Here is a 26,889-nt window from a genome sequence, read left to right on the forward strand (position 1 = left end):
TCCGGGTGTTGGGGGCACTCGCTGTGCCCGCGCTGTGAGAGGGGAGGACCCGATGCCCGGTTGTCCGGGTCGGGGAAAGCGGTGGCAGGTTGGCCGGATCACTGCGTCCCACGGGAAATCAGGCTGAAGTCAGGCGTATTGCCCACTCGGTGACGAGATCTCTGATATGGGGGCGATGTTCAGGATCCTCGGTTCCCGCCCGGTCCTCCTCCCCCACCCGCCGACCGCACACGACGGCCGGATATCGTCGTGTACATGCAGCCCACATACGTCCCCGCGTCCGCCCCGCCCGCCCGCAGCCGTTGGCCGCTGGCGGCCGCCGCCCTGGTGGGCCTGCTGATCGGCGCGGGCGGCGTGGGTGCCGCCTGGGCGCTGACCGGTGACGAGGCCGTCGGCGGTGACGGCGCCCGGGGCGACGCCCGGGGTGCGTGCGACGCGCTGACCGCCATGGACGAGTCGAAGCTGGCGACCCGAGGCAAGGCGGGCGAGCAGGCGCTGTACCGCTTCGCCGCCGCCTTCGACCTGTCGACGGCCGCCGCCACGGGCGACGCCTCCTACGAGCCGCTCGCGAAGGCCGTGTCCGGCGCCCACCAGCGGCACCGTCAGGTCTTCGAGGTCGATGCCGGGGTGAAGGCGAAACTGAGCGAGGCCCGCGGCATCTGTGCCGATCTCTGAGTGCCGGAGCGGCCGCCCGCGACCGCGGTCACAGCGCCCTGCTCGGCCAGTCGAGCAGGCGGGCGCCGATGACCGCGGTCTGCAGCATGTAGCGCTGTTCGGGCTCCGTGGGATCGACGCCCGTCAGCGTGTGGACGCGTTCCAGGCGGTAGGTCAGCGCCCGGACGCTCAGTGAGAGCCTGCGGGCGGTCTCGGCGGCGACGCAGCCGGCGTCGAAGTACATGTTCAGTGTGTCGAGCAGCGGCCGCGCGCCGCCGCGGGCCTGCTCCAGCGGGCTGAGCGTCTCGCGCACGAGGTCGACCAGGGCGGGCCGGTCGCGGGCGAGGACCGGGAAGACCAGCAGGTCGGCGGCGCGCAGGAGCGGGTCGTCGAAGCCCATCCGGTGGGCGACGTCCAAGGCGTTGAGCGCCTCCTGGTAGCTGTGCCCGATCCCCACCGCGCCGGAGCGCGGGCGGCCGAGCGCCACCTGGCCGCCCTCGGTCGCGGCGTGGGCCTGTTTGGCGAAGCGGGTCAGCACGTCTCCCTGGTCGCCGGGGGCGATGCAGACCATCCGGCCGTCCTTCGTGGTGAGCAGGAGACGCCGGCTCTCGAAGTGGCTGAACAGGGCGTCCTGCACCTGCCGGGGGACGGAGTCGGTCTCGTCGTAGGGGACCGGTCCCTCGGCCACGGCGACGGCGTGGTCGCGGGACAGGCGCAGTCCGAACCGTTCGGCCCGCGCGGCGAGATGGCCGGAGTCGCCGCGCCCGTGGAGCAGGTCGTCGATGAACTCCCGCCGCGCCGCCTCCTCCTGGCGGATGATCAGCCGCTGGGCGCTCTCGTAGCCTTCGGCGAAGGCGTCCAGCGCCTGTTCTACGACGGACAGCACGTGGTCGGGCGACGCCGCGGCGGGCCACGCGCCGCGGCTGGCGGCGAGGTGTTCCCGGACGAGGACCCGCCAGCCGAGTCCGGACGCGGCGGCACGTGCGCCCAGTTCGCGGCGGGTGGCGCGTTCCTCGCGGGTGAGGCGGCGGCCGGTGGTGGCGGCGTCTGCCAGGACCTGCACGAACCCGTCGAGGAACGCCGCGGGTGGGTCTTGCACGGTCACTTGCCCCTCCTGGCGGTGGCGGGAGTCGCGGCGGATTCCCGGCGCTGGTCCACAGGAAGGCCGTGAGAGCCTGACGAGCGGGAACATGCCCGTTGAAGCAGTGAGGCTCGCTAAGTAAGTTTAACGTACGCACCGGTGGAACCCTCGTCGGTGAGCGGCAGCTCGGCCAGGGCCCGCCAGCCCTCGGGTGTCAGTACGACCACGTGCAAGGCGTCGATCCCGGTGACGATCGGGAGACGGGCCGCCGTGCGGGCGGCGATGCCGACGGCGGCCTCGGTTCCCGCGTCCAGTGCCACGGTGACGTGCACCTGCGGATCGGGGCCGAACCGGCCGCCGTAGGGAGCCGGTGCCGGAAAGGCGGTCCGGACCGCTGTGGCCACGCCGCGCAACTCGGGGACCGGGATCCCGACGAAACCACCGGTCCGTTCGACCGCAGCCAGCCTGATCGGGATCCGGCCGGCCGGCAGCACGGCCCGCAGCCGGCGCAGCTCCGGCTCCCCCACCTCGTCGGCCGCCAGCCACGGATAGAGCAGCGCGGCGTGCGCGGGCACCCCCGGGCGCACCGCCCTCGGGTCCACGCGGGCCGCCGACTCGAGCAGCGGTTCGGCGTCCGGCAGTACGGCCAGCACCGCTGTCGTCCCCACCTGGGCCATTCTCCGTACCTTTCTCCGGCGACGGACTCGCTTCGGCGACGCGCTCACTTCGGCGGCGGGATCACTCCGGCGACGTTTTCACAGTCGTCGGACGCGGAGCACGCCCGTCAGCATCGGCAGGGTGAACTCGCCGCGGGCGGTCTCCGCCGCTCCGGCCAGGAACGCGCGGATCCGGTCCAGCGTGGCCGCTCGTTCCGGTTCCGGCATGACGAGCACCCCCGCGCGTGTGGCGAGGGTCGCGACGAGGGAGTCGGCGGTGCGGCGCTGCGCGTGCGGGAACTCGGCCTGCTCCGGGGAGCCGAAGCGGGCGGCGGCCGGCGGCTCCGGGAGGTGCATGCCGGCCGTCTCGGCCCGCCAGGCCGCGGGCGTGTCACGTGGGCCGACGGCCGCAGCGCCGCCGACCCGGGCGAGTTCGGCGACCCACTCGGTCCGGTCGTCGAGGAGGTTCCAGAGGCCGGCCAGGATGCCGTCGGGTGCGAGGACCCTGGCGATCTCGGGCCCGGCGACGGCCATGTCGAACCAGTGCATGGCGTTGCCGGCCAGTACGGCGTCGACGGAGGCGTCCGGCAGCGGGATCGCCTCGGCGCTCCCCCGCAGGGCACGCGCGTCGGGCAGCGAGCGGCGCAGCTCGCCGAGCATCGCCGGGTCGGGCTCGACCGCGACGACGTCGGCACCGAGGGCGACGAGCGTGGCGGTCAGCTTGCCGGTCCCGGCGCCCAGGTCGAGCACGCGCGGACCGGGGGCGGGCGCCAGTGCCCAGCCCACCGCGGCCTGCGCGTAGTCCGGACGGTGCGCGGCGTATTCGACCGCCGCCGCCCCGAACACCGAGGCGTGAACGGGTCGTTCGTCGTGATCCACACGGCGACGCTACTCGGACCGCCGCGGGCCCGCCAGCCCGTCCCCTTCACCGCTCGCGGGCCGTCTTCACCGCGTGCGGGCCGTCTTCACCGCTTGCGAGCCATCCCGGCGGCGATGAGGCGTTCCCACACGGTGAGTTCACGCTCGGCCGCCCCGGAGCGCCACAGGGACGCCGGGACTATCCCGGGTTCGAGGATCTCCAAGCCGTCCAGCAGGGACTCGATCTCGTCGTCGGTCCGCCACCGGCCGCGGCCGAACGTCCCCTGGAGGACCTTCTCGGCCTCCGCCGTCTCCGGGTTGTTCCCGGATCGGAAGTGGCTGACGAAGAAGTGGCTCCCCGAGGGCACTTGGTCGTGCCAGTAGCGGACGATGCCGGCGGGGTCCTCCTCGTCGTTGACGTGGTGGAGGATGGCACTGAACACGACGGCGACGGGGCGGTCGAAGTCGATCAGCTCCACGATGTCCGGATGGCTCCGCACCGCCTCGGGGTCGCGCACGTCGACCGGGACCACCCGGGTCAGGTCGTTCTCCTCCAGCAACGCCCGTCCGTGGACCAGCACCTGGGGGTCGGTGTCCACGTACACCACCCGGGCCCGCGGATCCTGTCGCTGGGCGACCTGATGGACGTTGTCCGCGGTGGGAAGGCCACTGCCCAGGTCGATGAACTGCCGCACCCGCGTGGTCGCGACGATCTCCCCCACCGCCCGGACCAAGGCCGCCCGGTTGGCGAAGGCGATCGCCACCGAACCGGGAAGGTCGCGCTTGAACACGTCGCCGATCTCCCGGTCCACGGCGTAGTTGTCCTTGCCGCCGAGCAGGTAGTCGTAGACGCGGGCAATACTGGGCCTGGTGCTGTCGATGGAGGAAATCTCTCCGGTCATGGCTCCCATCCTCTCCCCCGGCAGAGCCCGTCGGCCACCACTTTGCTCCAGCACCCGGCCGGCGCGAGCGGAGCGGCGTGCGCCCGGCTGTGCACCAGGACGCCGCGTCGGGGCTCAGGCCCCCGGCTCGTCCACCCGCCGCGCCGGGTCCACGTCGGTGTGGAGCAGGTAGTGGTCCGAGTACTCGCTCCGCTGTACCCGGTGCCGCAGCGGTGCCAGGCCGCGCAGGAACACGTAGTCGAACTTGCTCTGCCACTCGGTGGTGGGGGCGCAGCCCGCGTCCGGTGCCGGACGGCACGCGGGGTCCGTGTCCGTGGCCAGGGCCCACATGCGGCTGAGTTCGGGCGCGTCCGGTACGGCGTTGAAGTCACCGAGGACTATGGCGCGGTCGTGCCGGGCGACGGCCTTCGCCAGCACCCGGGTCTGGCCGTCGCGGAACTCCTCCTGACGGCGCTGGGCGAGGTGGGTGTTGAAGACCCGGACGGACTGGCCGCCGACGGTGGTGGTGACCGCCATGTACCCGCGGTCCTCGGATCCGCCCTCGGGATACTCCACCTCGACGCGGTCCGTCATCGGAGCCGCCGACAGGAGCGCCTGGCCGAACCCGCCCGGGTTCCACGGCGCTCCGCCGCAGCGGCTCCAGTTCTGGAGGACCGAGCCGTACGCGACGTGGTAGCGCAGGCCGTAGAAGACCTCCAGGTAGTCCCGGATCTTCTCGACGTCGCGTGCGCACGCTTCCTGCATGCCGACGACCTGGGGGGCGTACGTCGCGATCTCCGCCGCGCGGTCGACGTTGCTCGCGTCGCAGGGGTTGCAGAGGTTCCACGTCATGACCCGGTTCGGCACGACGTCCGTGACGGCGTCGACGGGCAGCGCCCTGGTGAAGGGAGCCCCTTCGTCCGGCGCGCTCGGCCCCAGGAGCAGCAGACACGCACCGGCCACGGCGCATGCGAGCCATCGCGAGCCGCCCTTCCTGAGCACCAGCGCCTCCCACCCGTGGACCCACGCCACAACTGACGTCTCCTTGGGAGAGGTTATGTCACGCGCCGCCCGGCGATACATCCTCGGCCGTGGCCGCGCCGGACACCGGCAGGGGCATCGCCAGGTGGGCGAGGTCCCCGGGCGGGGGCGTGCTCACCGGCCACAGGGGCGCGGGGGTGCCGTCGGCTACCGCCGCGGGGGCGTCGGTCAGCCGCATGCGTTCGCGCAGCCGTCCGTAGAAGTCCATGGGCCCGAGCCGCACGGCGCGCAGTCGGCGGGGCGCGGCGTAGACGCCGAGCCAGTCCCCGGGGTCGAGGACGCCGCGCAGTTGTCCGTCGATGCTCACGGCGGCCTGTCCGGACCGTTCGAGGATGCGCAGCCCGACGGGTTCGTCGGGCGCGGTGACCACCGAGCGGTCGAAGGTCATGTGCGGGGCCACCGCGGTGAAGACGAGCGCCTCGGCCCGGGGGGAGACCACCGGGCCGCCCGCCGCGAAGCTGTAGGCGGTGGAGCCCGTCGGGGTGGCGACCAGCAGGGCGTCGGCGGAGTACGAGGCCAGGAGGCGGCCGGAGACGTAGACGCCGACGGAGATCTGCCGGTCCCGGGACAGCTTCTCCAGTACGACGTCGTTGAGGGCGGTGACGTGCAGCGCGATGCCCCACTCACCACCGCTCTCGCAGTCCGTGCGCACGCGCGGCGGCGGCAGCAACGGGCCCCGCCCGTACCGCAGCAGGGCCTCCATCTCCGGCGGGATCTCCAGCGCACGGGAGGCCCTGAGGGTGAGCAGCATGCGGTTCTCCGGGTCCACACGACCGTCCCGGACGGCGTCGAGGGCGGCGCGTACCGCCGGTGCGGGGACCTCCGTCAGGAACCCGACCCGGCCCAGGTCCACGCCCAGGATCAGCGCGTCGTTCTCGGCCGCGAGCCGGGCACCGCGCAGGAAGGTGCCGTCGCCGCCCAGGGTGACGACGAGGTCCGGGTCGCCGGCCGCCCGGACCTCCTCCCGGGCGCTGTGCCGGCCTTCGCCGCTCCACACGTCGATGTCGGCACATCCGACCGCGTTCTCGTGGCACCACTGCCGGACGTCCCGCGCCGCCGCCGCCGCGCCCTCGCGGCCACCGTGCACCACGAGTCCGACCCGCTCGACCGTCACCGCTGCCTCCCCGCGTGTTCGTCCGGATTCGCCAAGGGCGTGCTCTGCGGGAATCCTCGCCGACCGTCGGGCGGGCCGGGCCGCGACATGCCGACGGGCGGGAAGGCGGCGCGCGCCGGGTCGCCTCAGGCGTTCCGTCCGGCCGTCACAGTCCGCGCCAGATGTTGTCGAAGGCGGCGTCCTCGATGCTGCGGCGCTGCCTGATGGCGGCCAGTTCCACCACGGCGTCGTTCACCGCGGCGAGCACGGCGGCGATCCCGTCGTCCTCGGGGTCCTCGACCCGGTCGGCGCCCTCGTGGTGGATTCCGACCGCGGCAGCGAGGCCCGCCAGCACGGGGTCGCCTGAGGCCCAGCGGTCGGTGGCCCGCCGGCGTGTCTCCGGATCGGCCGGTACCGGCCGGTCGGCGTCGCGCCGCCCCATCCAGCGCGGCCGCTTGCGGCGGGTGTCCTCCACCCCTTCGGCGGCGAGGTACTCGGCCGCCAGTCCCCGCCCCCGGCGCCACAGCCAGTCCTCCACCGACTCGTCCGGTTCCTTCCCGACCTCGGAGGCCGCCGCGTCCAGCATGGGGTCACCGGACCCCGGCCGCTCCACCGGGCGGAGAACGGACCCGTCCAGGGACACCGCGCCGGCTTCCAGCAGGTCGGCCAGTTCGGCCCCGGCGAGGGCCAGCGAGAGATCGCCGCGCTCGACGGGATACTCGGTACGCGCCTCCAGGGAGACGATCGTCAGGTCGTGCGCTGTGGTCATGGCGTGGGCTCCACATCTGTCACGAGTGCCGGGCTACGCGGCAGTGATCGGTTCAGCCTACCCACGGGCACCGGCCGGTCCCGGCGCTCGCCGAGGCGCTGTCGGTGGCTGGTGTGCATCGGGCTCATGACGGACACGAAGGCCTTGAAAGTTCCTCAAGGTCAGCGACGGGTGGCGGCACGCCGGCGGATTCGTGTGGCGACTGGCGGGGACCGCGGACGCGCGCTCTCGCAAACCTTGACCCGTCCGGGGTGACGGAGCGGAGGTGGGGCGTGCGGGTGGGGGGTTCGCGCGCTCTGCGCTTCATCAGGGATGTTTGTGCCTCGTGGCGTGAAGACCGCCCCCCTTCGCGCCTACCGGGAGGCCGCCCGGCGCTGGTTGTCTTGCTGAAGCGCACGGTCCACTTGTGCATCACGGGTCGTTCCGCTCACTACCGCCCGCCTTCCTGGAGGGAAATTGTCCGCTCAGGACAGCGCCACAGGTCTGGTCACCCCGGACCACGGTCCCGCGGCATCCGCCGAGAACCCGCCCACCAGCCTCGGCACCCGTGCCGCGCGTCAGCTGGCGACGACCACCAAGTCCGAGCCCCAGATGCGGGGCATCTCCTCCCGGTGGCTGATCAGGAAGCTGCCGTGGGTGGACGTCAGGGGCGGGGCCTACCGGGTCAACCGCCGGCTGCGGTTGCGGGTCGGGCGGGGGCGGGTCCAGTTCGAGCACAACGGCGCCGACGACGTCCGGGTGATTCCGCGGACCCTCACCGAGCTGCCCGTGCTGCGGGGATACGCGGACCAGGAGGTCCTGACGGAGCTGGCCGGCCGCTTCTCGGTCCGTGAGGTGCGGGCGGGTGAGGTGCTGTGCGAGGCCGGTCGGCCGGTCACCGAGATCTACCTGGTCGTCCACGGCCGCTTCACCCGGCTCGCGGTGGGGCAGTACGGCGGGGAGGCGGTGGTCGGTGTCGTCGGCGACGGCGAACCGGTGGGGGACGAGGCGATCGGCCGGCCCGACCCGGTGTGGCCGGCGTCGGTACGCGCCCAGACGGCCGCCGTGGTACTGGCCCTGCCGCGGGACGCGCTGCGTGAGTTCACCGACCGGGCACCCTCCCTGGCCGCACACCTGGCGGCGTACGCGGAGCGGCGGCGGCTGCCGACGAACCGCGAGGGCGAGGCGGACATGCCGGTCCAGGCCGGTCACAGCGGTGAGCCCACCCTGCCCGGGGGCTTCGTCGACTACGACCTCGCCCCGCGCGAGTACGAGCTGTCCCTCACCCAGACGGTGCTCCGCGTGCACACCCGGGTCGCCGACCTCTTCAGCGACCCCATGGACCAGACACGGCAGCAACTGCGGCTGACCATCCAGGAGATCCGCGAGCGCCAGGAGTGGGAGCTGGTGAACAACCGGGACTTCGGGCTGCTGCACAACGTCGACCACGGACAGCGCATCGGCACGCACTCGGGGCCGCCCACACCCGACGACATGGACGAACTCCTCTCCATGCGCCGCGGGACGGGACTGTTCCTCGCCCATCCGAAGGCGATCGCCGCGTTCTTCCGGCAGTGCAACCGGCGCGGTCTCGTCCCGGGCTCCGCGACGGTGAACGGGCACCACGTCCCCGCCTGGCGGGGCATTCCGATCTTCCCGTGCGGCAAGATCCCCGTCTCCCGTTCCCACACCACCAGCATCCTCGCGCTGCGCACCGGCGAGGCCGACCAGGGCGTCGTCGGCCTCTACCAGACCGGCATCCCCGAGGAGTACGAACCCGGGCTGAACGTCCGGTACATGGGCGTCAACCGCAACGCCGTCACCAACTACCTCGTGACCGCCTACTACTCGCTGGCCATCCTCGTACCCGATGCGGCCGGCCTCCTGGAGAACGTCCAACTCGGCCGGGTTGCCGACTGACCAGTTGGAGCACACGACCATGAGCACCTCCGCGAACGGCACGGCCGCGTTCTCACTGCCCGGCCCGCCGAACCCCGCCCGGTCCATGCGGGCCCGGCGCGAGAAGACCATCCCCGGCCTGAAGCACCGGCCCGTCGCACCCGCCGACCCGGACAAGGCCGCCGAGATCGACGAGAGACTGGAGGCCTGGGCCCGCGCGCTCGACCTGTTCCCACCGGAGTGGAGCGGGGACTTCTCCCAGTTCCAGTTCGGCCGTGCCGTGGCGCTGCAACACCCCGAGGCGGCCGACATGGAACGGCTCACCGCGGCCGGCAAGCTGCTGCTGGCGGAGAACATCGTCGACAGCTGCTACTGCGAGGAGGACGAGGGCCGGGGCGGCGCGCGACGCGGCCTCGGCGGCCGGCTGATCATCGCCCAGTCCGCCCTCGACCCCTTCCACTCCACCCCCGAGGCCGAGGACGACTGGCGCCAGGGCGTCCAGGCCGACGGTCCGCTCCGGTCGTACCACTGGGCCCTCAAGGACTACGCGGCGCTCGCCACGCCCAGCCAGACGACCAGGCTCGTGCACGACCTCGCCCGGCTGCACCTGGGGTACCTGGCGGAAGCCTCGTGGTCGGAGACGCGTCACCGGCCGCGCGTCTGGGAGTACCTGGTGATGCGGCAGTTCAACAACTTCCGCCCCTGTCTCTCCATCGTCGACGCGGTGGACGGTTACGAACTGCCCGAAGCCGTCTACGCACGCCCCGAGGTACAGCGGATCACCGTCCTCGCCTGCAACGCCACCACCATCGTCAACGATCTGTACTCGTTCACCAAGGAACTGGCGAGCGACCCGGAGCACCTGAACCTGCCCCAGGTGGTCGCCGCCAACGACCGGTGCGGTCTGAAGGCCGCCTACCTCCGCAGCGTCGACATCCACAACCAGATCATGGAAGCGTTCGAAACGGAGTCCGCCCTGCTGTCCACCACCTCGCCCCTCGTCGAGCGATACGCCCGCGGCCTGGCCGACTGGGTGTCGGGCAACCACGAGTGGCACGCGAGCAACAGCGACCGCTACAGCCTGCCCGACTACTGGTGACCGCCGCCCGGCACCAAGAGCACTCGGTACGACGGAACACGCACCACAGCACCAGGGAGCCACAGTTGACCACCGCCCAGACCCGCGCCAAGGCCGCGCAGGTACCCACCCAGTCCACGTACCAGAACCGTGTCGCGGACTACTGGAACGCCGAAGAGAACCCGGTCAACCTCGAACTCGGCCGAGTCGACGACCTGTACCACCACCACTACGGCATCGGGGACGCCGACACCTCGGTGCTGAACGAACCGGACGCGGACCGGCGCCGGGAGCGGATCACGCACGAACTGCACCGGCTGGAGCACGCCCAGGCCGAGTTCCTCGCCTCCCACCTCGGCGACCTCTCCCCCGACGACCGGGTCTTCGACGCCGGCTGCGGACGCGGCGGCGGCAGCGTGGTGGCCCATCTGCGGCACGGCTGCCACACCGACGGGGTCACCATCTCGGCCAAGCAGGCGGACTTCGCCAACGAGCAGGCACGCAAGCGCGGCATCGACGGCAAGGTGCGCTACCACCACCGCAACATGCTCGACACCGGCCTCACCACCGGCGCCTACGCGGCCTCCTGGAACAACGAGTCCACGATGTACGTCGAGCTGGACCTGCTCTTCGCCGAGCACGCCCGCCTGCTGCGGCGCGGCGGCCGGTACGTCGTGATCACCGGCTGCTACAACGACACCTACGGACAGGCCTCCCGTGAGGTGTCCCTCATCAACGCCCACTACATCTGCGACATCCACCCGCGCTCGGCGTACTTCCGGGCGATGGCCCGCAACCGGCTCGTCCCCGTCCACGTCCAGGACCTGACCGCGGCCACGATCCCCTACTGGGAGCTGCGCCGCGAGGCCGACCACCTCGTCACGGGCATCGAGGACACCTTCCTCAACGCCTACCGCAACGGCAGCTTCCAGTACCTGATGATCGCGGCCGACCGGGTCTGACCCGCGCCGCTCAGACGATCACGACCCGACGGCCGCGCGTGTGACCCGCGCGGCTGTCGGTGTGCGCCGCCGCGGCCTCGGCGAGCGTGTAGGACTTCTCGACGGGGATGTGGAGCCTCCCACGTGCGATGAGGTCGGCGGCCTCGGTCAGCGCGTCCGGCACGCTCCCGGCGACGCCGGAGAACCGGACGCCGAGTTGCGGCGCGTCGAGGTCGGCGATGGAGATCACCTTCCGCGGGTCACCGGTCAGCTCGACCAGTTCGCGGATCACGCCCGAGCCGGCCAGGTCGAGCGCCCCGTCGACCTGCCCGAGCCGCCGCACCCGCCCGACCCAGCCGTCGCCGTACGTGGTGGCGAGGGCGCCCAGGCCACGCAGGTAGTCCTGGTTCGCGGCACCGGCCGTGCCGATCACCGTGATGCCCCGTTCGCGGGCGATCTGCAGCACCGCCGAACCCACTCCGCCGGAGGCGCCGCTGACCAGCAGCGTCTGCCCGGCACGCAGACCGATCTCACGGATGAGGCGCAGCGCCGTCTCCACCACGGAGGGATAGCCGGCGGCTTCCTCGAAGGCCAGCCCCTCGGGCATCCGGGCCCAGGCGGACAGCACGGCGAACTCGGCGTAGGTGCTTGCCCCTTCACCGAAGACGTGGTCGCCGACCGCGACCCCTTCGACGCCCTCGCCGACCTCGTCCACCACCCCGGAGGCGTCCAGCCCCACACCGGAGGGCAACTCGATCGGATGGGCCCCCAGGATCTGGCCTTCGCGGATCCTCCAGTCGACGGGGTTCACACCCGCCGCCCGCACCGCGATGCGGACCTGACCGGGGCCCGCGTGGGGCTCCTCGGCGTCTATGAGGCGCAGTACTTCCGGGCCGCCGAACTCGGCGAAGCTCACTTTCTTCATGCCGCGGACCGTAGCACTAACGGTTAGTTTTTAACAACGGTTACACCTTTGCAGCTGATAGCGTGAGCGCATGCCGCAACCGACCGGGCGCCGCGAGCGCAAGAAGGCCGCGACCCGTCAGAAGATCGCCGACACCGCCATGGAGCTCTTCCTGGAACGCGGGTACGACAAGGTCGGCATCCGCGACGTCGCTGCCGAGGCCGACGTGGCGGTCACCACGCTCTTCTCGCACTTCGCCTCGAAGGAGGCCCTGGTCTTCGAGCGGGACGAGGACTTCGAGGCACGGCTCGCGCACGCGGTCGGGGGCCGGGCGCCGGACGAGCCGCTGATGCCGGCGCTGCGGGACGAGATCCTGGCCCTGGTGCGCCACTGCACGGCGGACGACGCCGCACCGGTCTGGCGCATGATCGACGGATCACCGGCCCTGCGGAAGTACGAGGAGTCGATGCGGCTGCGCCACGCGGAGTCGCTGGCGGCGGCCATCGCCGCCGACCCCTCACTGTCCCGGTCCACGACGGCCTGCCGGACGATCGCGCGGTTCGTGACCGACGCCTACGCGCTGGCCCGCGAGGCGGCCGATCCGGAGGCCGCCGTGGACGAGATCTTCCGGATGATCGAGGCGGCCTGGGCGGTCGCCTGACGTTCACGCCCCGTTGCGGGCGCGGTTCAGCCGGAGAGCGGAGACCAGGAAGAACACGCCGCCGAGGAAGGCGTACCCGGCGAGACTCGTCAGCGAGGCGTCGTCGCCGCCCGCCTGCGCGACGAACGAGGCGCCGGCGACCGTGGAGATGGCGCCGCTGATGATCATGGCCCACTGGCCGCCCAGCCTCCGGCGGGTGGCGCCGGCGACGAGCTGGACGATGCCCGAGGTGATCGCCCAGACACCCCAGACGCGCAGCACGGCCGGGACACCCGACGCGGCCGCCGCGGCCAGCCCGACGACGGCCAGCGAGCTGATCGCGACGTTCACGCGGAGCGCGGGCGCGCCACCGCCGTCGGCCCTGGCGGACCGGATGTCGACGATCGCGGCCGCCACGTCGAACAGGGGATAGACGAGCAGGAGGGTCACGGCGGCCGGTCCGAGCGTGTCGCCGGCCGCGAAGAGCAGCGCGGCCCACGCCGCGGCGAACGCGAAGCGCAGAAAGTACAGCTTACGCAGGGCCACGGGGGCGGGGGCGGCGGACGTGGTGCTGACAAGGGTGTCCACGGAGGTACCTTTCGCTTGCAACCATGAGGGAGAACGTTCGTTCTTCCTTGAGATACAAGAGGGTCGGCGCGACGCTTGTCAAGACCGAACGTTCTCCCTCATCGATTTGGTACCTTGGGCCGCATGAGTAGGAGCCCAGAAGGCGGCAGCACGTCGGAAGCGCGGGAGCGGCTGCTCGGTACCGCGACCCGGATCTTCTACGCGGAGGGGATCCACTCCGTCGGCATCGACCGGATCACCGCCGAGGCGAAGGTGACCCGGGCGACGTTGTACCGGCACTTCTCGGGCAAGGAAGACCTCGTCCTCGCCTACCTCGACCTGGCCGACCGGGGCATCCGGGGGCAGGTCGCCGAAGCCCGTGCGGGCGCCCGGTCCCCGGCCGACGAGGTCCGGGCCGTCGCCAGGTCCATCACGGAGGGCATCCGCTCCCCCGGCTTCCGCGGCTGCGCCTTCCTCAACGCCGTGGCCGAGTACCCGGACCCCGGCCACCCGATCCACCGGGCCGTCCTGGCGCACCGGGCGTGGTTCCTGGACACCGTCACGGAGCTGCTGGCACGGACCGGCGACGCACCCGCCGAGGCGGACGGGCGGCACCTCGTCATGCTCCGGGACGGCGCCATGGCGGCGGGGTGCCTCTTCGACCCCGAACTGGTCTCGGAGACCTTCCTCCAGGGCGTCGAGGGGATTCTGCGGGCGCGCACCGGTGCTTGAGGCGCCGGACGCCCGACAGCGCCGCTCAGCGACGTGCGCGGGCGGGGCGGTCGAGGGCCAGCGTGGCGATCCGCCGCCAGTCCAGCTCGGGGACCGGGTCCGCCGCCCCGGGACGGTCGCGCGGGACCAGGACGCGCAGGGCACGCGGTCGCAGGGTGCACACCACCGGGGTGGGCAGCGTCAGCGCCTCGCCGTCGACGGCCACGGGGATGCTCGCGGCACCGGCGCGGACCTCCACCCGCCGTGACGTCAGCATGGTCAGCGCGGGAGACATCGCGCCCCGCACGGCGAGGTCGGCCGCCTGCGCGGCACCGTCCACGCGGATGCCGAGCACGCCGAGTTCGCCCCCGTCCAGCCGGGGCCGGCGTCCGACGTCGAGCGGGTCGGCCGAGGAGTACGGGTTGTTGCTGACCAGCAACGCCTGCTGGCCGTCGACCCGCCGGTCGTCGGCGAGGGCGTCGAGGCGCTCACCGGCACCGCCGGCCAGCAGGTCCGGCAGCGCGTCGAGGGCCGTGCCCGCCTTGGCGTCGCGGTACTCGGGCCGCTGCACGATCGCCGCGTACACCCCGAACGACACGGTGTTGACGAACGCCCGGCCCGCCACGTCACCCAGGTCCACCCTGAGTTCCACCCCGTCGGTGAGGGCGTCCAGGCACCGGGACGGGTCGGTGCGGTCCAGGCCCAGGTCCATGGCGAGGTGGTTGCGGGTGCCGGCGGAGACGACCAGGAACGGCAGGTCGTGCTCGGCGGCCACCGCGGCGACCAGGGCCTGGGTGCCGTCCCCGCCCGCGACGCCGAGCAGGTCGGCGCCCTCGGCGACGGCCTTGCGGGCGAGTTCCTCGACGTCGGTGTGGATGCCCGGCCGCAGCAGGATCACCCGGGCACCGAGCGCCTCGGCCCGTGCGACGAGCCCGAACCGGGCCACCTTCCCCCCGCCCGAGGCCGGGTTCATGATGAGGACCGCCCGTCGGGGCAGCCGGCTCGGCACCACGGCCGCGGGTGCCTGATTCTGCCGCCGGTCCGCCCGCAGGGCACCGCGGGCACAGCCCAGGGCCCCGACCCAGAGCACCACCCCGACCGGGGCCGTGAACCAGAGGCCGCCGTTCAGGAACAGCGCCGGAACGGCCACCAACGCGCCCACGGCGAGAGCCGCGCCCAGCACCCGCACGGCACCTCGGTGGGCGAGGAACCACCAGGCGCCGACCGCGCACACCGCCAGTCCCGCGAGTCCACCCAGGATGATCATGAAGCCCGCGGCGAGGAGCGACAGCAGGACGACGAGGAGGGCCGCCGCGGCGGCGAGCAACGCGTAGCGGGCCAACGACCGGGCCCTCACCGACGGATCGGCCTTGCTCACCTGCGCGCCCCCGTTTCACCGAGGCTCCGTCGACCGGGAGCCGCCGGGCAGCCTACGGCCTCCGGACGGGCCGCAGGCGACATTCGGTCCCGCGCTGCCGGGGGCGTCGTCCGGCTACTGTTGCTCCCCATGTCCCCCACCGAGGCCGAGATCACCGCGGAGCTGATCCGCGATCTCCTGAAGGAACAGCATCCGGACCTGGCGGACCGGCCTTTGGGGCTGGGCGCGCGCGGCTGGGACAACCAGTTGTGGCGGCTCGGGGAGGACCTCGCCGTGCGGCTACCGTGGGCGACGGAGAGCGCCGACGCGCTCCTGCTGAAGGAACACGCCTGGCTGCCCGCGCTCGCCCCGCACCTGCCGCTGCCCGTCCCCGTGCCGCAGCGCCTGGGCGAGCCCTCCGAGCGGTTCCCGCGGCCGTGGATCGTCACCACCTGGGTACCGGGGACGCCGGCCGACCGTGCTCCCGTCACGCGCGCCGCCGACGCGGCGGGTGCCCTGGCCGCCTTCCTGACGGCGCTTCACCGGCCCGCACCCGCCGGAGCCCCGGTCGGCCGCGGCCGTGCGGGTGCCCTGGCCGACCGCGCGGAAGGGTTCGCCGGCCAGCTTGCCAGGGCCACTGAGCTGGGTCTGCTCCCCGACCCGGACGCCGTACGCGCGGTGTGGGAGGACGCACTCGACGCTCCTCCGTGGGACGGCCCGCCGGTGTGGGTCCACGCAGATCTGCATCCGGCCAACATCCTCACGGCGGACGGCACGTTCTGCGGTGTGATCGACTTCGGCGACCTCTGTGCGGGCGATCCGGCGAGCGACCTCGCCGCCGCCTGGGTCCTCCTGCCGGACGGAGCCACCGACGCCTTCCACGCCGCCTACCGGCCGTCCCCGGACAGCGCCACCCTCCGCCGCGCCCGCGGCAACGCGGCGGCGAACGCGCTGGGCGGTCTGCTCATCGCGGACGCGGGTGAACGCGGCCTCCCCGGTGGCAAGCCCACCTGGGGTCCCCCCGCTCAGGCCGCGCTGCGACGGCTCACCGAAACGAGGCACGACTGAGGTTCGGCGTCGGCACGGACAAGAACCGGCCAACCGCGGTGGGCGAGTTGCCTACGGGCACGTTGACACGCGCGGGGATACCCGGGTGGGCCATTCAGGTGAGGGTAATGTGTTCACAGGTCGAACGGATCTCCGTGTGACCCGTGGTGGCGACCGCACTGGCCGGAGGCCGCCCGTCCGAGCTGCCCGCACACGACCTCTGAAAGTGGAGCCGATGAACGTGTCGACCGGCGGCGGACGGCTGCGGGGCCGGGCCACCGTAGCAGCATTCGTCTGCGCGATGGCCCTGATACCCGGCCCGAGTTACGCGGCCCCCGACGAGCCCGACCCGCGCGACGACACCTCCATCGAGGGCATCCGCGCGGAACTCGACGGCCTCTACCGCGAGGCGGAGGTGGCCACCGAGGCGTACAACGCGGCGAACGAGAAGGCCAAGAAGCAGGAGAAGCGGCTGGCATCGCTGCGCAAGGACCTCGCCCGCACCGAGGACCGGGTGGACGACCTGCACGACCTGGCCGGCGCGGCCGCCCGGACGCAGTACCGCGGGGGTCATCTGGCCTCCACCGGCATCCAGTTACTCCTGGGCGACCACCCCGACCAGGCCCTGGACGAGGCGTCGCAGGCCCGCCAGGCCATGCGGGGCCTCGTCAACGTCTCCGAGACCCAGCAGACGGTCCGCGCCGAGCTGGACGAGCAGACCGAGGCCGCCGCGGAGGAACTGCGCAAGCTGAAGAAGACGCGCGCGGACAAGGCCGGGTCGAAGGAGCGGATCGAGAAGAAGATCGCCGAGGCCGAGAGCATCGAAGCCGGTCTCGAGGAGGAAGAGGCCCGCAGGCTGGCCGCGCTCGAACGGCAGCGGACCGAGGAGGCCAAGTCCAAGTGGCCGGGCTCCGGTTCGGGCGGCAGCGGTTCCGCCGGCGGGAGCGGCTCGGGCGGCGGTTCCACCGCCGGAGGCGGCTCGGGCGGCGGGACGAGCGTGAGCGGGGCGGCCGGGAAGGCGGTGGGCTTCGCGATGGCCCAGATCGGCAAGCCCTACGTATGGGGAGCCGTGGGCCCTTCGTCGTACGACTGCTCGGGACTCACCTCCGCCGCGTGGGCGGCCGCCGGGCACCCCATTCCGCGTACCTCGCAGGCGCAGTGGCAGGGCCTGACCCGGGTCGGCCTCTCGTCCGCGCGCCCCGGTGACCTGATCATCTACTACAACGACGCCACGCACGTGGGCATGTACATCGGTGGCGGTCAGATGGTCCACGCGCCAAGGCCCGGACGGAACATCACGACCGCGCCCGCCGCCTCCATGCCCATCCTCGGTGTGGTCCGACCCGGAGTCTGAGCGTATGCCCCACTCGCCGACACCCCGTGACACGGGGAACCTGCCCGTCCTCAGCGCACCGCCGCTGATCCGACTCGACGCCTACGTCGCCGAGGACGGGTCGACGGTGGTCAACGGCCATCTGCTGGAGATGGGCGGCATGCGCCCGGCCAACGAGGCGATCCTCGACGCCATCGCCATGTTCGCCCGGACCCTGGGGGCCCCGGTGGCGGCGACCGTCATCGACCGCCCGGCCCAGCAGGTGGCGCGCCTGCGGGTGTACCCGGACGGCTCCAGCCGGACCATCGCCGAGGAGGAGGACCTGCCGCCCGGCCGCGAGCGCACCGCCGCGGAGGAGGAGGCGTTCCCCCCGCTCGCCCGCGTCGAGCGCATCATCCAGCACACGCAGCGCGAGGAGTTGCACGCCGCGTTCGTCCTCGCCAGCGCGCTGCGCGAGCACCTCTCACTGCGCCGGGGTGCGGAGGACGAACTCTCCCTGGAGGCGCGGGCGATAGAGGCGTACATCGCCTACCTGCGGGGCGACTACATGATCTCCACCGTGCTCGCGCTGACCGTCGCGCGGATCCGCTGCCGCACCGACCTGAACCGGGCCGCTCCCGAGGTCGCCCGGGCCACCGCGGCGTGGCAGCGGCTGTGGGACGAGGGCCAGGTCGCGACCCGGGGGCAGGAACTGCTCCGCATGTGGGAGCGGTTGTCGGCGGAGGGCCTGCTTCAGGATCCGTCCCACCACGCCATGGCCCAGGCGGTCCGGACCCGGCTCGAACGGGGCAGCCGGTACGTGGAGAGCCCGCCCCCCGCCGCGGCGGCGGCGCTGCCGGCGGCACCGGCTCCGGCCGCCCCCGAGGACAGGCCCCTCAAGCCCACCCGCCGGGGACTGCGCCGCTTCACCCGCCGCCCCGGACGCTCAGCCGGCTGAACCACCGCCCGCCGCGGGAGGTGCCGGAGTGTCCTTGCCCGACGCGACGGCGGCCGGGGCGGCGGGAGCCGCGCCGGTCACGTCCGCGGACCGGTCGGGGTCCGCGTCCCGCTCCTCGACGAACTCGTGCTCGCCATCGAGGACTTCGCGTGCGCGGGTACGGTCCAGGGCACCCTCCCACTTGGACACGGCGAACACGGCGACGCAGTTGCCGAGCAGGTTGGTGGCCACGCGCATCGTGTCCATGATGCGGTCGACCCCGAGGAGCAGGGCCACGGCGCCCGCCGGGATGACCCCGAGCGCCGAGGCCGTCGCGGACAGGGCGAGGAACGCCGAACCGGGCACCCCCGCCATTCCCTTGCTGGTGAGCATCAGGACGAGGACGACGGTGACCTGCTGGCCGAGCGTCAGGTCGACGCCGACGGCCTGGGCGATGAACAGGGTCGCGATCGAGAGGTAGATGGACGCGCCGTCGAGGTTGAAGGAGTAGCCGGTGGGCAGGACGAGGCCGACGGCGTCGTCGCGGCAGCCCGCGTGCCGGAGCTTCTGCATCATGCGGGGCATGACCGTCTCGCTGGACGCGGTGCCCAGGGCCAGCAGCAGTTCCTCACGGGTGTAGCGGACGAACTTCCACAGGCTCACGCCGGTGAACGCCTTGAGGGCGAGGCCCAGCAGAAGCAGGAAGATCAGCGCGACGGCGTAGCAGACGCCGATCAGCTTTCCGTAGGTGGACAGGGCACCCAGCCCGTACTCGCCGACGAGGTGCGCGGTGGCGCCGAAGACGGCCAGCGGGGCGAGCTTCATGACGAAGCCGACGATCGCGAAGACGACCTCCTGCGCCTGCTCCACCGCCGGGAGGATGGCGGGCACCTTGGTGTGGCCCAGGTGCAGTACGGCGGCGCCCGCGAGGCAGGCGAGGACGAGCACCTGGAGGAGGGAGTTCTCGGCGAAGGCGCCGACGGCGCTGTCCGGCAGGGAGTGCAGCAGGAACTCGCTGGTCGACGGCAGTTCACCGCCGCCGGTCTCCGCGTCGACGGCCGAGGCGTCCAGCGATCCCGGGTCGACGTTCATTCCGCTGCCGGGGCGTACGAGGTTCCCGGCCAGCAGTCCGACCGCGAGGGCGACCGTGGTGGCGACCTCGAACCAGATGAGCGCCTTCAGCCCGATCCGGCCGAAGGCCTTGAGATCCCCGGCCTTGGCGATGCCGGTGACCACCACGCAGAAGACCAGCGGGGCGATCATCGCCTTGATCAGCCGGACGAATCCGTCACCGAGGGGCTGGACGCTGCTGCCCACCTGTGGCCACAGGCCCCCGACGACGACACCGGCGACCAGGGCGCAGGCCACCTGCACGAACAGTGACGCCCGCAGAAAACGGCCGAGGCGACGAGCCAGGGACGGACTGGCATTCGACACGGAGCACACTCCCTTCCATGCGATTCCATCATGTGGAATCAAACTTTCACCGCGAGCCACTATCGGGGGCGTTCGGCCGTCAGAGAAGGGTCCGAACCACAGGTCGCCGGGACTTTGGCACAAGATCCAAACCTCAAGCGGGAGCAAGGGCCGCACTCACCGACACGGGCTGACGAAAAGGACACGGCGGGACCGAAGCGCGCCAACCCGGTTCCCGTACGGCCGTGTTGTGGCACCATTCGCTGCCATGTCGCCGATAGCCGCGTGGTCGCACAGGTCCGGTCGTCCTCCGTTCGCAGTGCCGCCCGTCCTGGTCGTGCTCCTCGTGCTGTCCGCACTGGTGGGTGGCGGCGGAACGAGCGCCGGCGCGGCGGACCGGGCGGGGGCGTCCGCAGGCACCGCCACGCCGGACCGGGCCCGCTACGACGTGGCCCTGCGCTCCGACGCCGACGGCGGTCACTGGACCGGGCGGCAGCGGGTGTCGTTCCGGAACGCGTCCGAACGGCCGCTGCGCGAGGTGTACCTGCGCCTGTGGGGCAACGGCGAGGACGGGTGCGGCAGGGCGGGCGCGCCGTCGCCCGTCAGGGTCTCGGACGTGCGGGGCGGTTCGGCCGCGGGGCTGTCCGTCAACTGCACGGCCCTGCGCGTCACCCTGCCGAAGCCCCTCGTGCGCGGCGCGCGTGCGTCGCTCGCCTTCGACGTCTCCCTCACCGTCCCCGGCCGCAACGCCCGCTTCGGCCGCGAGGACGCCCACCGCTTCCTCGGCAACGCGCTGCCCGTGCTCGCCGTGCACGACGCCAAGGGATGGCACCTCGACCCCTATGTGGCCGTCGGCGAGAGCTTCTACGCCCTGGCGAGCGACTTCCGGGTGCGTCTCGACCACCCGTCGGGCCTGAAGGTGCCGACGACCGGCCGCACCCGGACCGTGCCCTCGGGCGAGCGGGGCCGCACGGTCACCCTCGCCGTCGCCGACCGGGTGCGCGACTTCGCCTGGGCGGCCGGGCCCTTCCGGACGGCCACGGACACCTCGCCGGGGGGTGTGCGCGTCACGTCGTACTGGGCGGACGGCACCCCCGCCGCCGGCGTGCGCCTCACCCGCGAGGACGCCCTCGCGGCGATCGACCGGTTCGGCGAGGAGTTCGGCCGGTATCCGTACGGCGAGATCGACCTGGTGATGACCCCGGGATTCGGCGGCGGCATGGAGTACCCGGGGCTCGTCCTGCTCGGCACGACCGAGGAGGGCGGCGCCGTCGTCCACGAGCTGGCGCACCAGTGGTGGTACGGCGTGGTCGGTAACGACGAGTACGCCTCCCCCTGGCTGGACGAGAGCTTCGCCCAGTACGCCAACGCCCGGTTCTACGGCTGGGAGACCCGGGACTGCTGGGCCGAGGTGTACTGGCCGGACGAGGACGCCGCACTGACGTCCTCGATGGACTACTGGTCGACGCACCCGGGTTCGTACCACCTCGTCTACACCGCCGGGCCCTGCGCGCTGGCCGACCTGGAGCGCACCCTCGGTGCCGGCTCCATGGCACGGCTCCTCATGCGGTACGCCCAGGACCACTGGTACGGCGTCTCCACCACGGCCGGCTTCAAGAAGGCCGCCCAGGCCGTGACGGACCAGGACCTCGGCCCCTTCTGGGAGGCCCACCGCATCAGGTGACGGTGGGCGCGGACCTCACAGCGCCGCGAAGCGGTCCAGGAGCCGCTCCGCCTGCTGGATCTCCGAGCTGAGGGGGTGGTCCTCGACGACGTGCGGCAGCGCGGACGTGGCCAGCCGGTACGCCTCGCGCAGCGGGGTGTCGGGCAGTTCGGCATCCGCCATCCGCAACGCGCGTACCGCGCCGAGCAGTTCACAGGCCAGGACGGTTCGGTACGCGGCCGTCGCGGTGACCGTGCTGCGTACCGCGTGGGTCGAGAAGCTGGCGTGGTCCTCCAGGCCCCGGGAGATCACCGCGGTGCCCAGCGTCACCGGTGAGGCGGCGTGCCGCAGCGTGCCGAGCGCGTCGTGGGAGACGTACTCGAGGATCATGATCCCCGAGCTGCCGGCGGGGCCGTCCGCGAGGAACGGCGGCAGTCCGCTCAGGTCCGGTTCCACCAGGTCGCTCAGCCGGGCGGCGGACAGCTCGGCGATGTGGTGCAGTGCGGCTCGGAGGTAGTCGAAGGCCAGCGCCACCTGGGCGGTGGAGAACTGGCCGTGGTGGTAGGCCTGGTGGGTCTCCGCGTCGATCAGCGGGTTCTCCGCGGCGGCGTTGACGTCGACCTCCAGCACCTCCCCCACCCGGGCGGCCGCGTCGAGTGCCGCCCCCTGCACCTGGGGGAAGGCCCGCAGTCCGAACGGGTCCTGCAGCCGCCGCCCGGGAACCGGATCGCCGGAGCCCGTGAGCAGCCGTCGCAGATCCGCGGCGCAGCGCACCGAACCGGGGTGGGGGCGGGCGGCGTGGACGCGTTCGTCGTAGGCCTCGGCCGAGCCGCCCAGGGCGCGGAAGGTCAGCGCGGTCACGACGTGGCTGGCGGCCAGCAGGCGGTTCAGGTCGTGCCAGGCCAGGACGGCCTCGCCGAGCGTGGCGGCGTTGCTGGAGATGAACGCCAGCGCGTCCCCCGGGCTGATCGGCACCGGTTCGATGCCGCCGGACGCCCAGGGCAGCTCTCCGGCGAGCGTCAGCGCGATCTCCGCCAGGGCCGTCAGGTCGCCGGTGCCGATCGCGCCGCGGGTGTGCACGAGGGGCAGCGCGCCGACCCGCAGCGCCTGCTCCAGCGCCCGCAGCAGGCGGGGGTGGACACCGCTGCCGGCGGCGGCGAGCTGGTTGAGGCGGATCACCATCACGGCCCGCACCGCGTCGTCGGAGAGGGGCTCCCCGGAACCCCCGGCATGGCTGCGCAGCAGGCGCAGCCCGTGCAGGTCGGCCGCCCCCGGGTCGACGACGATGTGGCGGTTGGCGCCGACCCCGGTGGTCCTGCCGTAGACGGCTCCCTTGGCGCCCAGCTCGACGGCCAGCTCGTAACTCTGCTCGGCCCTGCTCAGGGCGTCGGGGGTCAGCTCCGTCCACGCACTGCGCCGGGCCGCGCGGACCACGTCGGTGCAGCGGAGCCCGGCGCCGCTGATCTCGATCCGGCTGGTATCGATCATCACCCCTCCTCTTGACAAGTCTTCATTCATTCCTGCGAATAGCATGTAACTCTTGATTCGTCGGACTGGCAAGAAGGAGATCCCGGTGCCCCGGTCGCTGCACGAGTTGCTCACTGCCCACCGGCTCACACCGGCGCAGCGCCGCATCGCCAGTTACCTCGCCGAGCGCCCGGTCGACGCGGCCGCGCTCACCAGCGCCGAGCTCGCCGAGCGCGCCCAGGTCAGCCAGCCGTCCGTGACCCGGTTCGTGGCGCTGCTGGGCTTCGACGGGTACGGGGACTTCCGCCGCTATCTCCGTACGGCGACGGCCGTGCCCGAGGTGCGGCGCGGGGGCAACAAGTTCCAGGCCGCCATCGACGCGGACCTGCGCAACATCGCCGCGCTGCGCGCCGAGCTGTCGGACGACACCCGGCTGCGCTCGCTCGCCGCGCGGCTGATGGAATCGACGCCGCTCGTCGTGGCGGGTTACCGCATCTCGGCGGCACAGGCGGCGTCCTTCGCCTACCTGGCCACCAAGATCCACCCGGACGTCCGGCTGCTGACCGACTCGGGCAGCGTGTTCGGGGACCAGCTGCGGCACGCCCACCGGAGCGGTGCCCGCACACTCGTCCTGGTCGCGCTCCCCCGCTACCCGCGGGAGAGCGCGGCCGCTCTCGACCAGGCCCGGGAGCTGGGCCTGCACACTCTTCTGATCACGGACCGGCTCGTCTCGGCGCTCACCCCCCTCGCCGACGACGTGCTGAGCGCGGGCGTCGCCTCCGAGTTCGTGTTCGACTCCCACGCCGCGGTGGTCTCGCTGACCGTGGCACTGGTGGAGGCGATGGCCGACGCGGCCGGCGCCCTCGCCCGGCAACGACTGGAAGGTTTCGAAGACTATGCCGCAGAGCACGACCTCTTCCTCCGGGAGTGACTCGGCCGTCCCCGTCGGAGGCGAGGCGGCGGCCACCGCGTTCGACGACGCCCCCCTCAACCGGTTCCACCTGCGCATCACGTCCCTGACGTTCTGCGCCAACGCCTCCGACGGCTACGAGCTGGGCATCATCAGCATCGCCCTGCCGCTGATCGCCTCGCAGCTGGGCTTCGGAACGGTCTGGGAGGGTCTGCTCGGCGCGTCCGCCCTGATCGGCATCTTCCTCGGCAGTGTGATCGTCGGCTGGGCCGCCGACCGGATCGGCCGCCAGCGGCTGTACACGTGGAACTTCGTGCTGATAGCCGTGGCGTCCGCGGCCGAGTTCTTCGTGACCGGGCCGGCCCAGCTGTTCGTGCTGCGGCTGCTCATCGGCATCGGGATCGGCGCGGACTACGCGCTGGGGCCGACGCTCGTCGCCGAGTTCGTGCCCCGCAGGTACCGCGGCGGGCTGCTCGCCTCGCTGACCGTCCTGTGGACGGTGGGCTACGTCGTCGCCTTCTTCCTGGGCAACTACGTGGTCTCGCTGGGCGACGACGCCTGGCGCTGGCTGCTCGCCTCCAGCTGTGTGCCGGCGGTGGCCGTGGTGCTGCTCCGCATCGGCGTGCCCGAGTCGCCGCGGTGGCTGCTGGCGCAGGGCCGGGTCGAGCAGGCCCGCGCGGTCGTCCACCGGCTCGGCGGCGACACGGAGGCGTTCGCCTCGCTGGTGCGGACCACCCAGGCCGCGGGCGGTGCCGCGAAGGCGCGCTACCGGGATCTGTTCGGCCGTGACCACTGGCGGCACACCGCCTTCGGCGTGGTCTTCTACAACGCCCAGGTGGTGCCGTACTTCGCGATCTACACGTTCCTGCCGCTGGTCCTGCTGAAGATGGGGGTCGGCGAGGAGGACACCACCAGCGACGGCTGGCTGAACGTCTTCCTGCTGGCGGGGAGCGTCGCGGGGCTCTGGTTCGTGGCCAAGGCCTCCCGTCGTGGCCTGACCATCTGGTCCTTCGTCGTCCTCATCGCCTCGCTCGCACCGATGGCGGTCTGGCCGGACGCCCCTACCGCGGTGCTCTTCCCGCTGTTCCTGGTCTTCACCTTCACGATGTCGGCCGCGGTCAACCTGGACCAGGTCTACCCGGCCGAACTCTTCCCCACCGACCTGCGCAGCTCCGGCGTCGGCCTGCTCAACGGGCTCAGCCGGGTGGGTTCGGCCATCGGTACGTTCCTGCTCCCGCTGAGCCTGGACCACCTCGGCTTCTCCCCCACCATGCTGGTGCTGACCCTGGTCCTGGCCGCGGGGCTGGCCGCGTCGGCCGTCTGGGCCCCGGAGACCAAGAACATGGCGCTCCACTAGCCTCCACACCCCGGCGTACGCCCTCGGCCTGGGCGTATGCAGTTGCGAACCAGGGGTGATCCCTGATCTCCTGACCAGCAACGTGGGACTTCCGGCCGATTCGCGGTGCGGCGGTCCCAGCCCCATCCCCGACCGGCGACAGGACCCATGACAGACCGTGCCCAGCCCGTGACGGCCGACGACGAACAGCCGCCCACGGGGGACGACCGTGCCTTCTTCGGACAGCCGAAGGGTCTGCTCACCCTGTCGGGCCTGGAGGTCTGGGAGCGTTTCTCGTTCCTGGGCATGCAGGCGATCCTCGTCCTGTACTTCGCCGACTCGGTGGCGAACGAGGGCCTGGGCATGGACGCGGGCACCGCCGCGTCCGTGTCGGCCGCCTACGGCACCCTCGTCTACCTGGTCTCCGTCGGCGGCGGCTGGCTCGCCGACCGCATCCTCGGCTCCTACCGGGCGGTGCTGTGGGGCGGCATCCTCATCGCCCTCGGCCACTACTCCATGGCCGTGCCCACCGCCACCATGACCTGGGTCGGCCTGGGCCTCATCAGTCTGGGCACCGGGCTGCTCAAACCCAACGTGGCCGCCATGGTCGGCAAGCTCTACCGCACGGACGACGACCGCCGTGACGCCGGCTTCGCCCTGTACTACATGGGCATCAACATCGGTGCCTTCGCCGGTCCGCTGATCACCGGCTGGCTCGGCGAGCACCAGGGCTGGCACTGGGGCTTCTCGGCGGCGGCCTTCGGCATGACCCTGGGGCTGATCCAGTACGTCGCGGGGCGGCGGCACCTGGCCGGGCGCAAGCACGCCGCCGAGTTCGCCCTGGCCCCCGCGGCCATGCGGCGGGCCGTGTGGCTCATGGTGGGCGGGACCCTGGCCTTCGCCGCGCTGTGCGGACTGCTCGCGGGCGTCGGCTGGCTGACCATGGACCGGTTCGTCGACGTGCTCACCCTCGCCTCGGTGATCGCGCCGGCCGTCTACTTCTGGGTCATGTTCACCAGCCCCCGGGTCACCGCCGAGGAGCGCGGCCGGCTGCGGCCCTACATCGTGCTCTTCCTGGCCTCGGTGGTCTTCAACTTCATCCTCTTCCAGGCGTACTCGACGATGATGCTGCTCGCGTCGACGAACGCCGACACCAGCATCCTCGGCTTCGACTTCCCGTCCAGCTGGTACGCCTCCGCCCTCGGCGCCTTCGAGGTGGCGCTGGCCCCCGTGGTCGCCGCCGTCTGGGTGCGGATGGGCCGCCGCCAGCCGCACGCCTCCAACAAGATCGCGTTCGGGGTGATCCTCGGCGGCCTGTCGTTCCTGCTCATGGTGGTGCCGACCGCGGGCCACGAGGGCACCGACTACCGGATGGCCGCCTGGTGGATCGTCGGCTCCTACCTGCTGCTCGGCCTCGGCGACGTCCTCCTTGAGACCTCGGGCCTCTCGGCCAGCAGCAAGCTGGCGCCGAAGGCCTTCTCCAGCCAGACCATGGCCCTGTGGTTCCTGTCCCTGGCCCTGGCCAACGGGATCCAGGCCCAGGTCGTGAAGATCTACGACGACGTGTCCCACCCCGTGTACTTCGGCGTCAACGGCGGCATCGCGGTCGTCCTCGGCCTGGTCGTCGTCGCCCTCGCGCCGTGGCTGCGGCGCACCATGCACCCCGTCCACTGAGCACCGGCACGCCGGAAG

The 26,889-nt window shown here is 72.4% G+C and carries 25 protein-coding genes; 13 read left to right on the forward strand and 12 right to left on the reverse strand.

Annotated elements, in window-relative coordinates; genetic code table 11:
• Nucleotides 1-255: 255 nt before the first annotated feature.
• On the forward strand, nt 256-675 hold the full coding sequence (locus tag ACZ67M_RS27375; protein ID WP_469853239.1) for a hypothetical protein: 420 nt from the start codon (nt 256-258) through the stop codon (nt 673-675).
• Nucleotides 676-703: 28 nt separating this feature from the next.
• Here the strand turns inward: ACZ67M_RS27375 and ACZ67M_RS27380 are convergent, their stop codons facing one another.
• The 7 genes from ACZ67M_RS27380 to ACZ67M_RS27410 form a co-directional block, all read right to left on the reverse strand.
• Nucleotides 704-1,759, reverse strand: coding sequence for a PucR family transcriptional regulator (locus ACZ67M_RS27380; protein WP_469853240.1), 1,056 nt, complete (start codon nt 1,757-1,759; stop codon nt 704-706).
• A 110-nt stretch (nt 1,760-1,869) separates the two neighbouring features.
• Nucleotides 1,870-2,412 (reverse strand): 2'-5' RNA ligase family protein, encoded by a 543-nt coding sequence (locus ACZ67M_RS27385; RefSeq protein ID WP_469853241.1) that lies wholly within the window; start codon nt 2,410-2,412, stop codon nt 1,870-1,872.
• 78 nt (nt 2,413-2,490) lie between these two features.
• Nucleotides 2,491-3,270, reverse strand: coding sequence for a class I SAM-dependent methyltransferase (locus ACZ67M_RS27390; protein WP_469853242.1), 780 nt, complete (start codon nt 3,268-3,270; stop codon nt 2,491-2,493).
• Nucleotides 3,271-3,356: 86 nt separating this feature from the next.
• Nucleotides 3,357-4,151: an SAM-dependent methyltransferase gene (locus ACZ67M_RS27395; protein WP_361360037.1), complete on the reverse strand. Its 795-nt coding sequence runs from the start codon at nt 4,149-4,151 to the stop codon at nt 3,357-3,359.
• Nucleotides 4,152-4,265: 114 nt separating this feature from the next.
• A complete protein-coding gene (locus ACZ67M_RS27400) occupies nt 4,266-5,213 on the reverse strand; it encodes an endonuclease/exonuclease/phosphatase family protein (RefSeq protein WP_469853244.1) in 948 nt (315 codons plus the stop codon).
• Nucleotides 5,191-6,285, reverse strand: a complete 1,095-nt coding sequence (locus tag ACZ67M_RS27405; RefSeq protein ID WP_385797839.1) for an NAD(+)/NADH kinase — start codon at nt 6,283-6,285, stop codon at nt 5,191-5,193. The genes ACZ67M_RS27400 and ACZ67M_RS27405 overlap by 23 nt, the downstream gene beginning before the upstream one ends.
• Nucleotides 6,286-6,430: 145 nt before the next feature.
• Nucleotides 6,431-7,033 (reverse strand): GOLPH3/VPS74 family protein, encoded by a 603-nt coding sequence (locus ACZ67M_RS27410; RefSeq protein ID WP_361360028.1) that lies wholly within the window; start codon nt 7,031-7,033, stop codon nt 6,431-6,433.
• A gap of 456 nt (nt 7,034-7,489) precedes the next feature.
• On the opposite strand from ACZ67M_RS27410, the gene ACZ67M_RS27415 reads away from it, so the two are divergent.
• From ACZ67M_RS27415 to ACZ67M_RS27425, 3 genes are all read left to right on the forward strand, one after another.
• Nucleotides 7,490-8,932, forward strand: a complete 1,443-nt coding sequence (locus tag ACZ67M_RS27415) for a family 2B encapsulin nanocompartment shell protein (RefSeq protein ID WP_392018141.1) — start codon at nt 7,490-7,492, stop codon at nt 8,930-8,932.
• Nucleotides 8,933-8,951: 19 nt separating this feature from the next.
• Nucleotides 8,952-10,010, forward strand: coding sequence for a family 2 encapsulin nanocompartment cargo protein terpene cyclase (locus ACZ67M_RS27420; RefSeq protein ID WP_361360025.1), 1,059 nt, complete (start codon nt 8,952-8,954; stop codon nt 10,008-10,010).
• Between the two features lie 65 nt (nt 10,011-10,075).
• Nucleotides 10,076-10,951: a geranyl diphosphate 2-C-methyltransferase gene (locus ACZ67M_RS27425; protein WP_361360022.1), complete on the forward strand. Its 876-nt coding sequence runs from the start codon at nt 10,076-10,078 to the stop codon at nt 10,949-10,951.
• Nucleotides 10,952-10,961: 10 nt separating this feature from the next.
• Here ACZ67M_RS27425 and ACZ67M_RS27430 read toward each other — a convergent pair whose 3' ends face one another.
• Complete coding sequence (locus tag ACZ67M_RS27430; RefSeq protein WP_392104319.1) at nt 10,962-11,855, reverse strand: NADP-dependent oxidoreductase; 894 nt, start codon at nt 11,853-11,855, stop codon at nt 10,962-10,964.
• Between the two features lie 70 nt (nt 11,856-11,925).
• Here ACZ67M_RS27430 and ACZ67M_RS27435 point away from each other — a divergent pair, with 70 nt between their 5' ends.
• Entirely contained in the window at nt 11,926-12,495 is a 570-nt protein-coding gene (locus tag ACZ67M_RS27435) for a TetR/AcrR family transcriptional regulator (RefSeq protein ID WP_469853248.1), read from the forward strand.
• A 3-nt stretch (nt 12,496-12,498) separates the two neighbouring features.
• On the opposite strand, the gene ACZ67M_RS27440 is transcribed toward ACZ67M_RS27435, so the two are convergent.
• A complete protein-coding gene (locus ACZ67M_RS27440) occupies nt 12,499-13,062 on the reverse strand; it encodes a hypothetical protein (RefSeq protein WP_392236521.1) in 564 nt (187 codons plus the stop codon).
• Between the two features lie 123 nt (nt 13,063-13,185).
• Between ACZ67M_RS27440 and ACZ67M_RS27445 the strand changes: the two genes are divergently transcribed.
• The gene (locus ACZ67M_RS27445) at nt 13,186-13,773 is read left to right on the forward strand and encodes a TetR/AcrR family transcriptional regulator (RefSeq protein WP_392104321.1); all 588 of its coding nucleotides are present in this window, start codon (nt 13,186-13,188) and stop codon (nt 13,771-13,773) included.
• A 25-nt stretch (nt 13,774-13,798) separates the two neighbouring features.
• On the opposite strand, the gene ACZ67M_RS27450 is transcribed toward ACZ67M_RS27445, so the two are convergent.
• Nucleotides 13,799-15,130 carry a diacylglycerol/lipid kinase family protein gene (locus ACZ67M_RS27450; protein ID WP_392236517.1) on the reverse strand — a complete coding sequence of 444 codons (1,332 nt, stop codon included), beginning with the start codon at nt 15,128-15,130 and terminating at the stop codon, nt 13,799-13,801.
• Nucleotides 15,131-15,259: 129 nt separating this feature from the next.
• Here ACZ67M_RS27450 and ACZ67M_RS27455 point away from each other — a divergent pair, with 129 nt between their 5' ends.
• From ACZ67M_RS27455 to ACZ67M_RS27465, 3 genes are all read left to right on the forward strand, one after another.
• Nucleotides 15,260-16,177, forward strand: coding sequence for an aminoglycoside phosphotransferase family protein (locus ACZ67M_RS27455; RefSeq protein ID WP_469853250.1), 918 nt, complete (start codon nt 15,260-15,262; stop codon nt 16,175-16,177).
• Nucleotides 16,178-16,391: 214 nt separating this feature from the next.
• Nucleotides 16,392-17,510 (forward strand): C40 family peptidase, encoded by a 1,119-nt coding sequence (locus tag ACZ67M_RS27460; protein ID WP_392018125.1) that lies wholly within the window; start codon nt 16,392-16,394, stop codon nt 17,508-17,510.
• A gap of 4 nt (nt 17,511-17,514) precedes the next feature.
• On the forward strand, nt 17,515-18,426 hold the full coding sequence (locus tag ACZ67M_RS27465) for a hypothetical protein (RefSeq protein ID WP_392104324.1): 912 nt from the start codon (nt 17,515-17,517) through the stop codon (nt 18,424-18,426).
• Here ACZ67M_RS27465 and ACZ67M_RS27470 read toward each other — a convergent pair.
• Nucleotides 18,415-19,842, reverse strand: coding sequence for a cation:dicarboxylate symporter family transporter (locus ACZ67M_RS27470; RefSeq protein WP_361359998.1), 1,428 nt, complete (start codon nt 19,840-19,842; stop codon nt 18,415-18,417). The two genes, ACZ67M_RS27465 and ACZ67M_RS27470, sit on opposite strands and share 12 nt — an antisense overlap.
• 247 nt (nt 19,843-20,089) lie before the next feature.
• Here ACZ67M_RS27470 and ACZ67M_RS27475 point away from each other — a divergent pair, with 247 nt between their 5' ends.
• A complete protein-coding gene (locus tag ACZ67M_RS27475; protein ID WP_469853253.1) occupies nt 20,090-21,505 on the forward strand; it encodes a M1 family metallopeptidase in 1,416 nt (471 codons plus the stop codon).
• 15 nt (nt 21,506-21,520) lie between these two features.
• On the opposite strand, the gene ACZ67M_RS27480 is transcribed toward ACZ67M_RS27475, so the two are convergent.
• Nucleotides 21,521-22,972 carry an aromatic amino acid ammonia-lyase gene (locus ACZ67M_RS27480; protein ID WP_392018118.1) on the reverse strand — a complete coding sequence of 484 codons (1,452 nt, stop codon included), beginning with the start codon at nt 22,970-22,972 and terminating at the stop codon, nt 21,521-21,523.
• A gap of 52 nt (nt 22,973-23,024) precedes the next feature.
• Between ACZ67M_RS27480 and ACZ67M_RS27485 the strand changes: the two genes are divergently transcribed.
• The 3 genes from ACZ67M_RS27485 (at nt 23,025) to ACZ67M_RS27495 (ending at nt 26,871) form a co-directional block, all read left to right on the forward strand.
• Entirely contained in the window at nt 23,025-23,882 is an 858-nt protein-coding gene (locus ACZ67M_RS27485; RefSeq protein WP_361359989.1) for a MurR/RpiR family transcriptional regulator, read from the forward strand.
• A complete protein-coding gene (locus ACZ67M_RS27490; RefSeq protein WP_469853255.1) occupies nt 23,848-25,218 on the forward strand; it encodes an MFS transporter in 1,371 nt (456 codons plus the stop codon). The genes ACZ67M_RS27485 and ACZ67M_RS27490 overlap by 35 nt, the downstream gene beginning before the upstream one ends.
• Nucleotides 25,219-25,365: 147 nt before the next feature.
• Nucleotides 25,366-26,871, forward strand: coding sequence for a peptide MFS transporter (locus tag ACZ67M_RS27495; protein ID WP_392104328.1), 1,506 nt, complete (start codon nt 25,366-25,368; stop codon nt 26,869-26,871).
• The last annotated feature ends 18 nt before the right edge of the window (nt 26,872-26,889 follow it).

It is taken from the genome of Streptomyces sp. NPDC107500, from assembly GCF_055582785.1.

Coding starts and splice junctions, on each gene's coding strand:
- ACZ67M_RS27385 (WP_469853241.1), bottom strand. CDS start 2,412: ATGGCCCAGGTGGGGACGACAGCGGTGCTGGCCGTACTGCCGGACGCC.
- ACZ67M_RS27460 (WP_392018125.1), top strand. CDS start 16,392: ATGAACGTGTCGACCGGCGGCGGACGGCTGCGGGGCCGGGCCACCGTA.
- ACZ67M_RS27400 (WP_469853244.1), bottom strand. CDS start 5,213: ATGTATCGCCGGGCGGCGCGTGACATAACCTCTCCCAAGGAGACGTCA.
- ACZ67M_RS27475 (WP_469853253.1), top strand. CDS start 20,090: ATGTCGCCGATAGCCGCGTGGTCGCACAGGTCCGGTCGTCCTCCGTTC.
- ACZ67M_RS27495 (WP_392104328.1), top strand. CDS start 25,366: ATGACAGACCGTGCCCAGCCCGTGACGGCCGACGACGAACAGCCGCCC.
- ACZ67M_RS27375 (WP_469853239.1), top strand. CDS start 256: ATGCAGCCCACATACGTCCCCGCGTCCGCCCCGCCCGCCCGCAGCCGT.
- ACZ67M_RS27465 (WP_392104324.1), top strand. CDS start 17,515: ATGCCCCACTCGCCGACACCCCGTGACACGGGGAACCTGCCCGTCCTC.
- ACZ67M_RS27395 (WP_361360037.1), bottom strand. CDS start 4,151: ATGACCGGAGAGATTTCCTCCATCGACAGCACCAGGCCCAGTATTGCC.
- ACZ67M_RS27420 (WP_361360025.1), top strand. CDS start 8,952: ATGAGCACCTCCGCGAACGGCACGGCCGCGTTCTCACTGCCCGGCCCG.
- ACZ67M_RS27480 (WP_392018118.1), bottom strand. CDS start 22,972: ATGATCGATACCAGCCGGATCGAGATCAGCGGCGCCGGGCTCCGCTGC.
- ACZ67M_RS27490 (WP_469853255.1), top strand. CDS start 23,848: ATGCCGCAGAGCACGACCTCTTCCTCCGGGAGTGACTCGGCCGTCCCC.
- ACZ67M_RS27430 (WP_392104319.1), bottom strand. CDS start 11,855: ATGAAGAAAGTGAGCTTCGCCGAGTTCGGCGGCCCGGAAGTACTGCGC.
- ACZ67M_RS27435 (WP_469853248.1), top strand. CDS start 11,926: ATGCCGCAACCGACCGGGCGCCGCGAGCGCAAGAAGGCCGCGACCCGT.
- ACZ67M_RS27410 (WP_361360028.1), bottom strand. CDS start 7,033: ATGACCACAGCGCACGACCTGACGATCGTCTCCCTGGAGGCGCGTACC.
- ACZ67M_RS27445 (WP_392104321.1), top strand. CDS start 13,186: ATGAGTAGGAGCCCAGAAGGCGGCAGCACGTCGGAAGCGCGGGAGCGG.
- ACZ67M_RS27455 (WP_469853250.1), top strand. CDS start 15,260: ATGTCCCCCACCGAGGCCGAGATCACCGCGGAGCTGATCCGCGATCTC.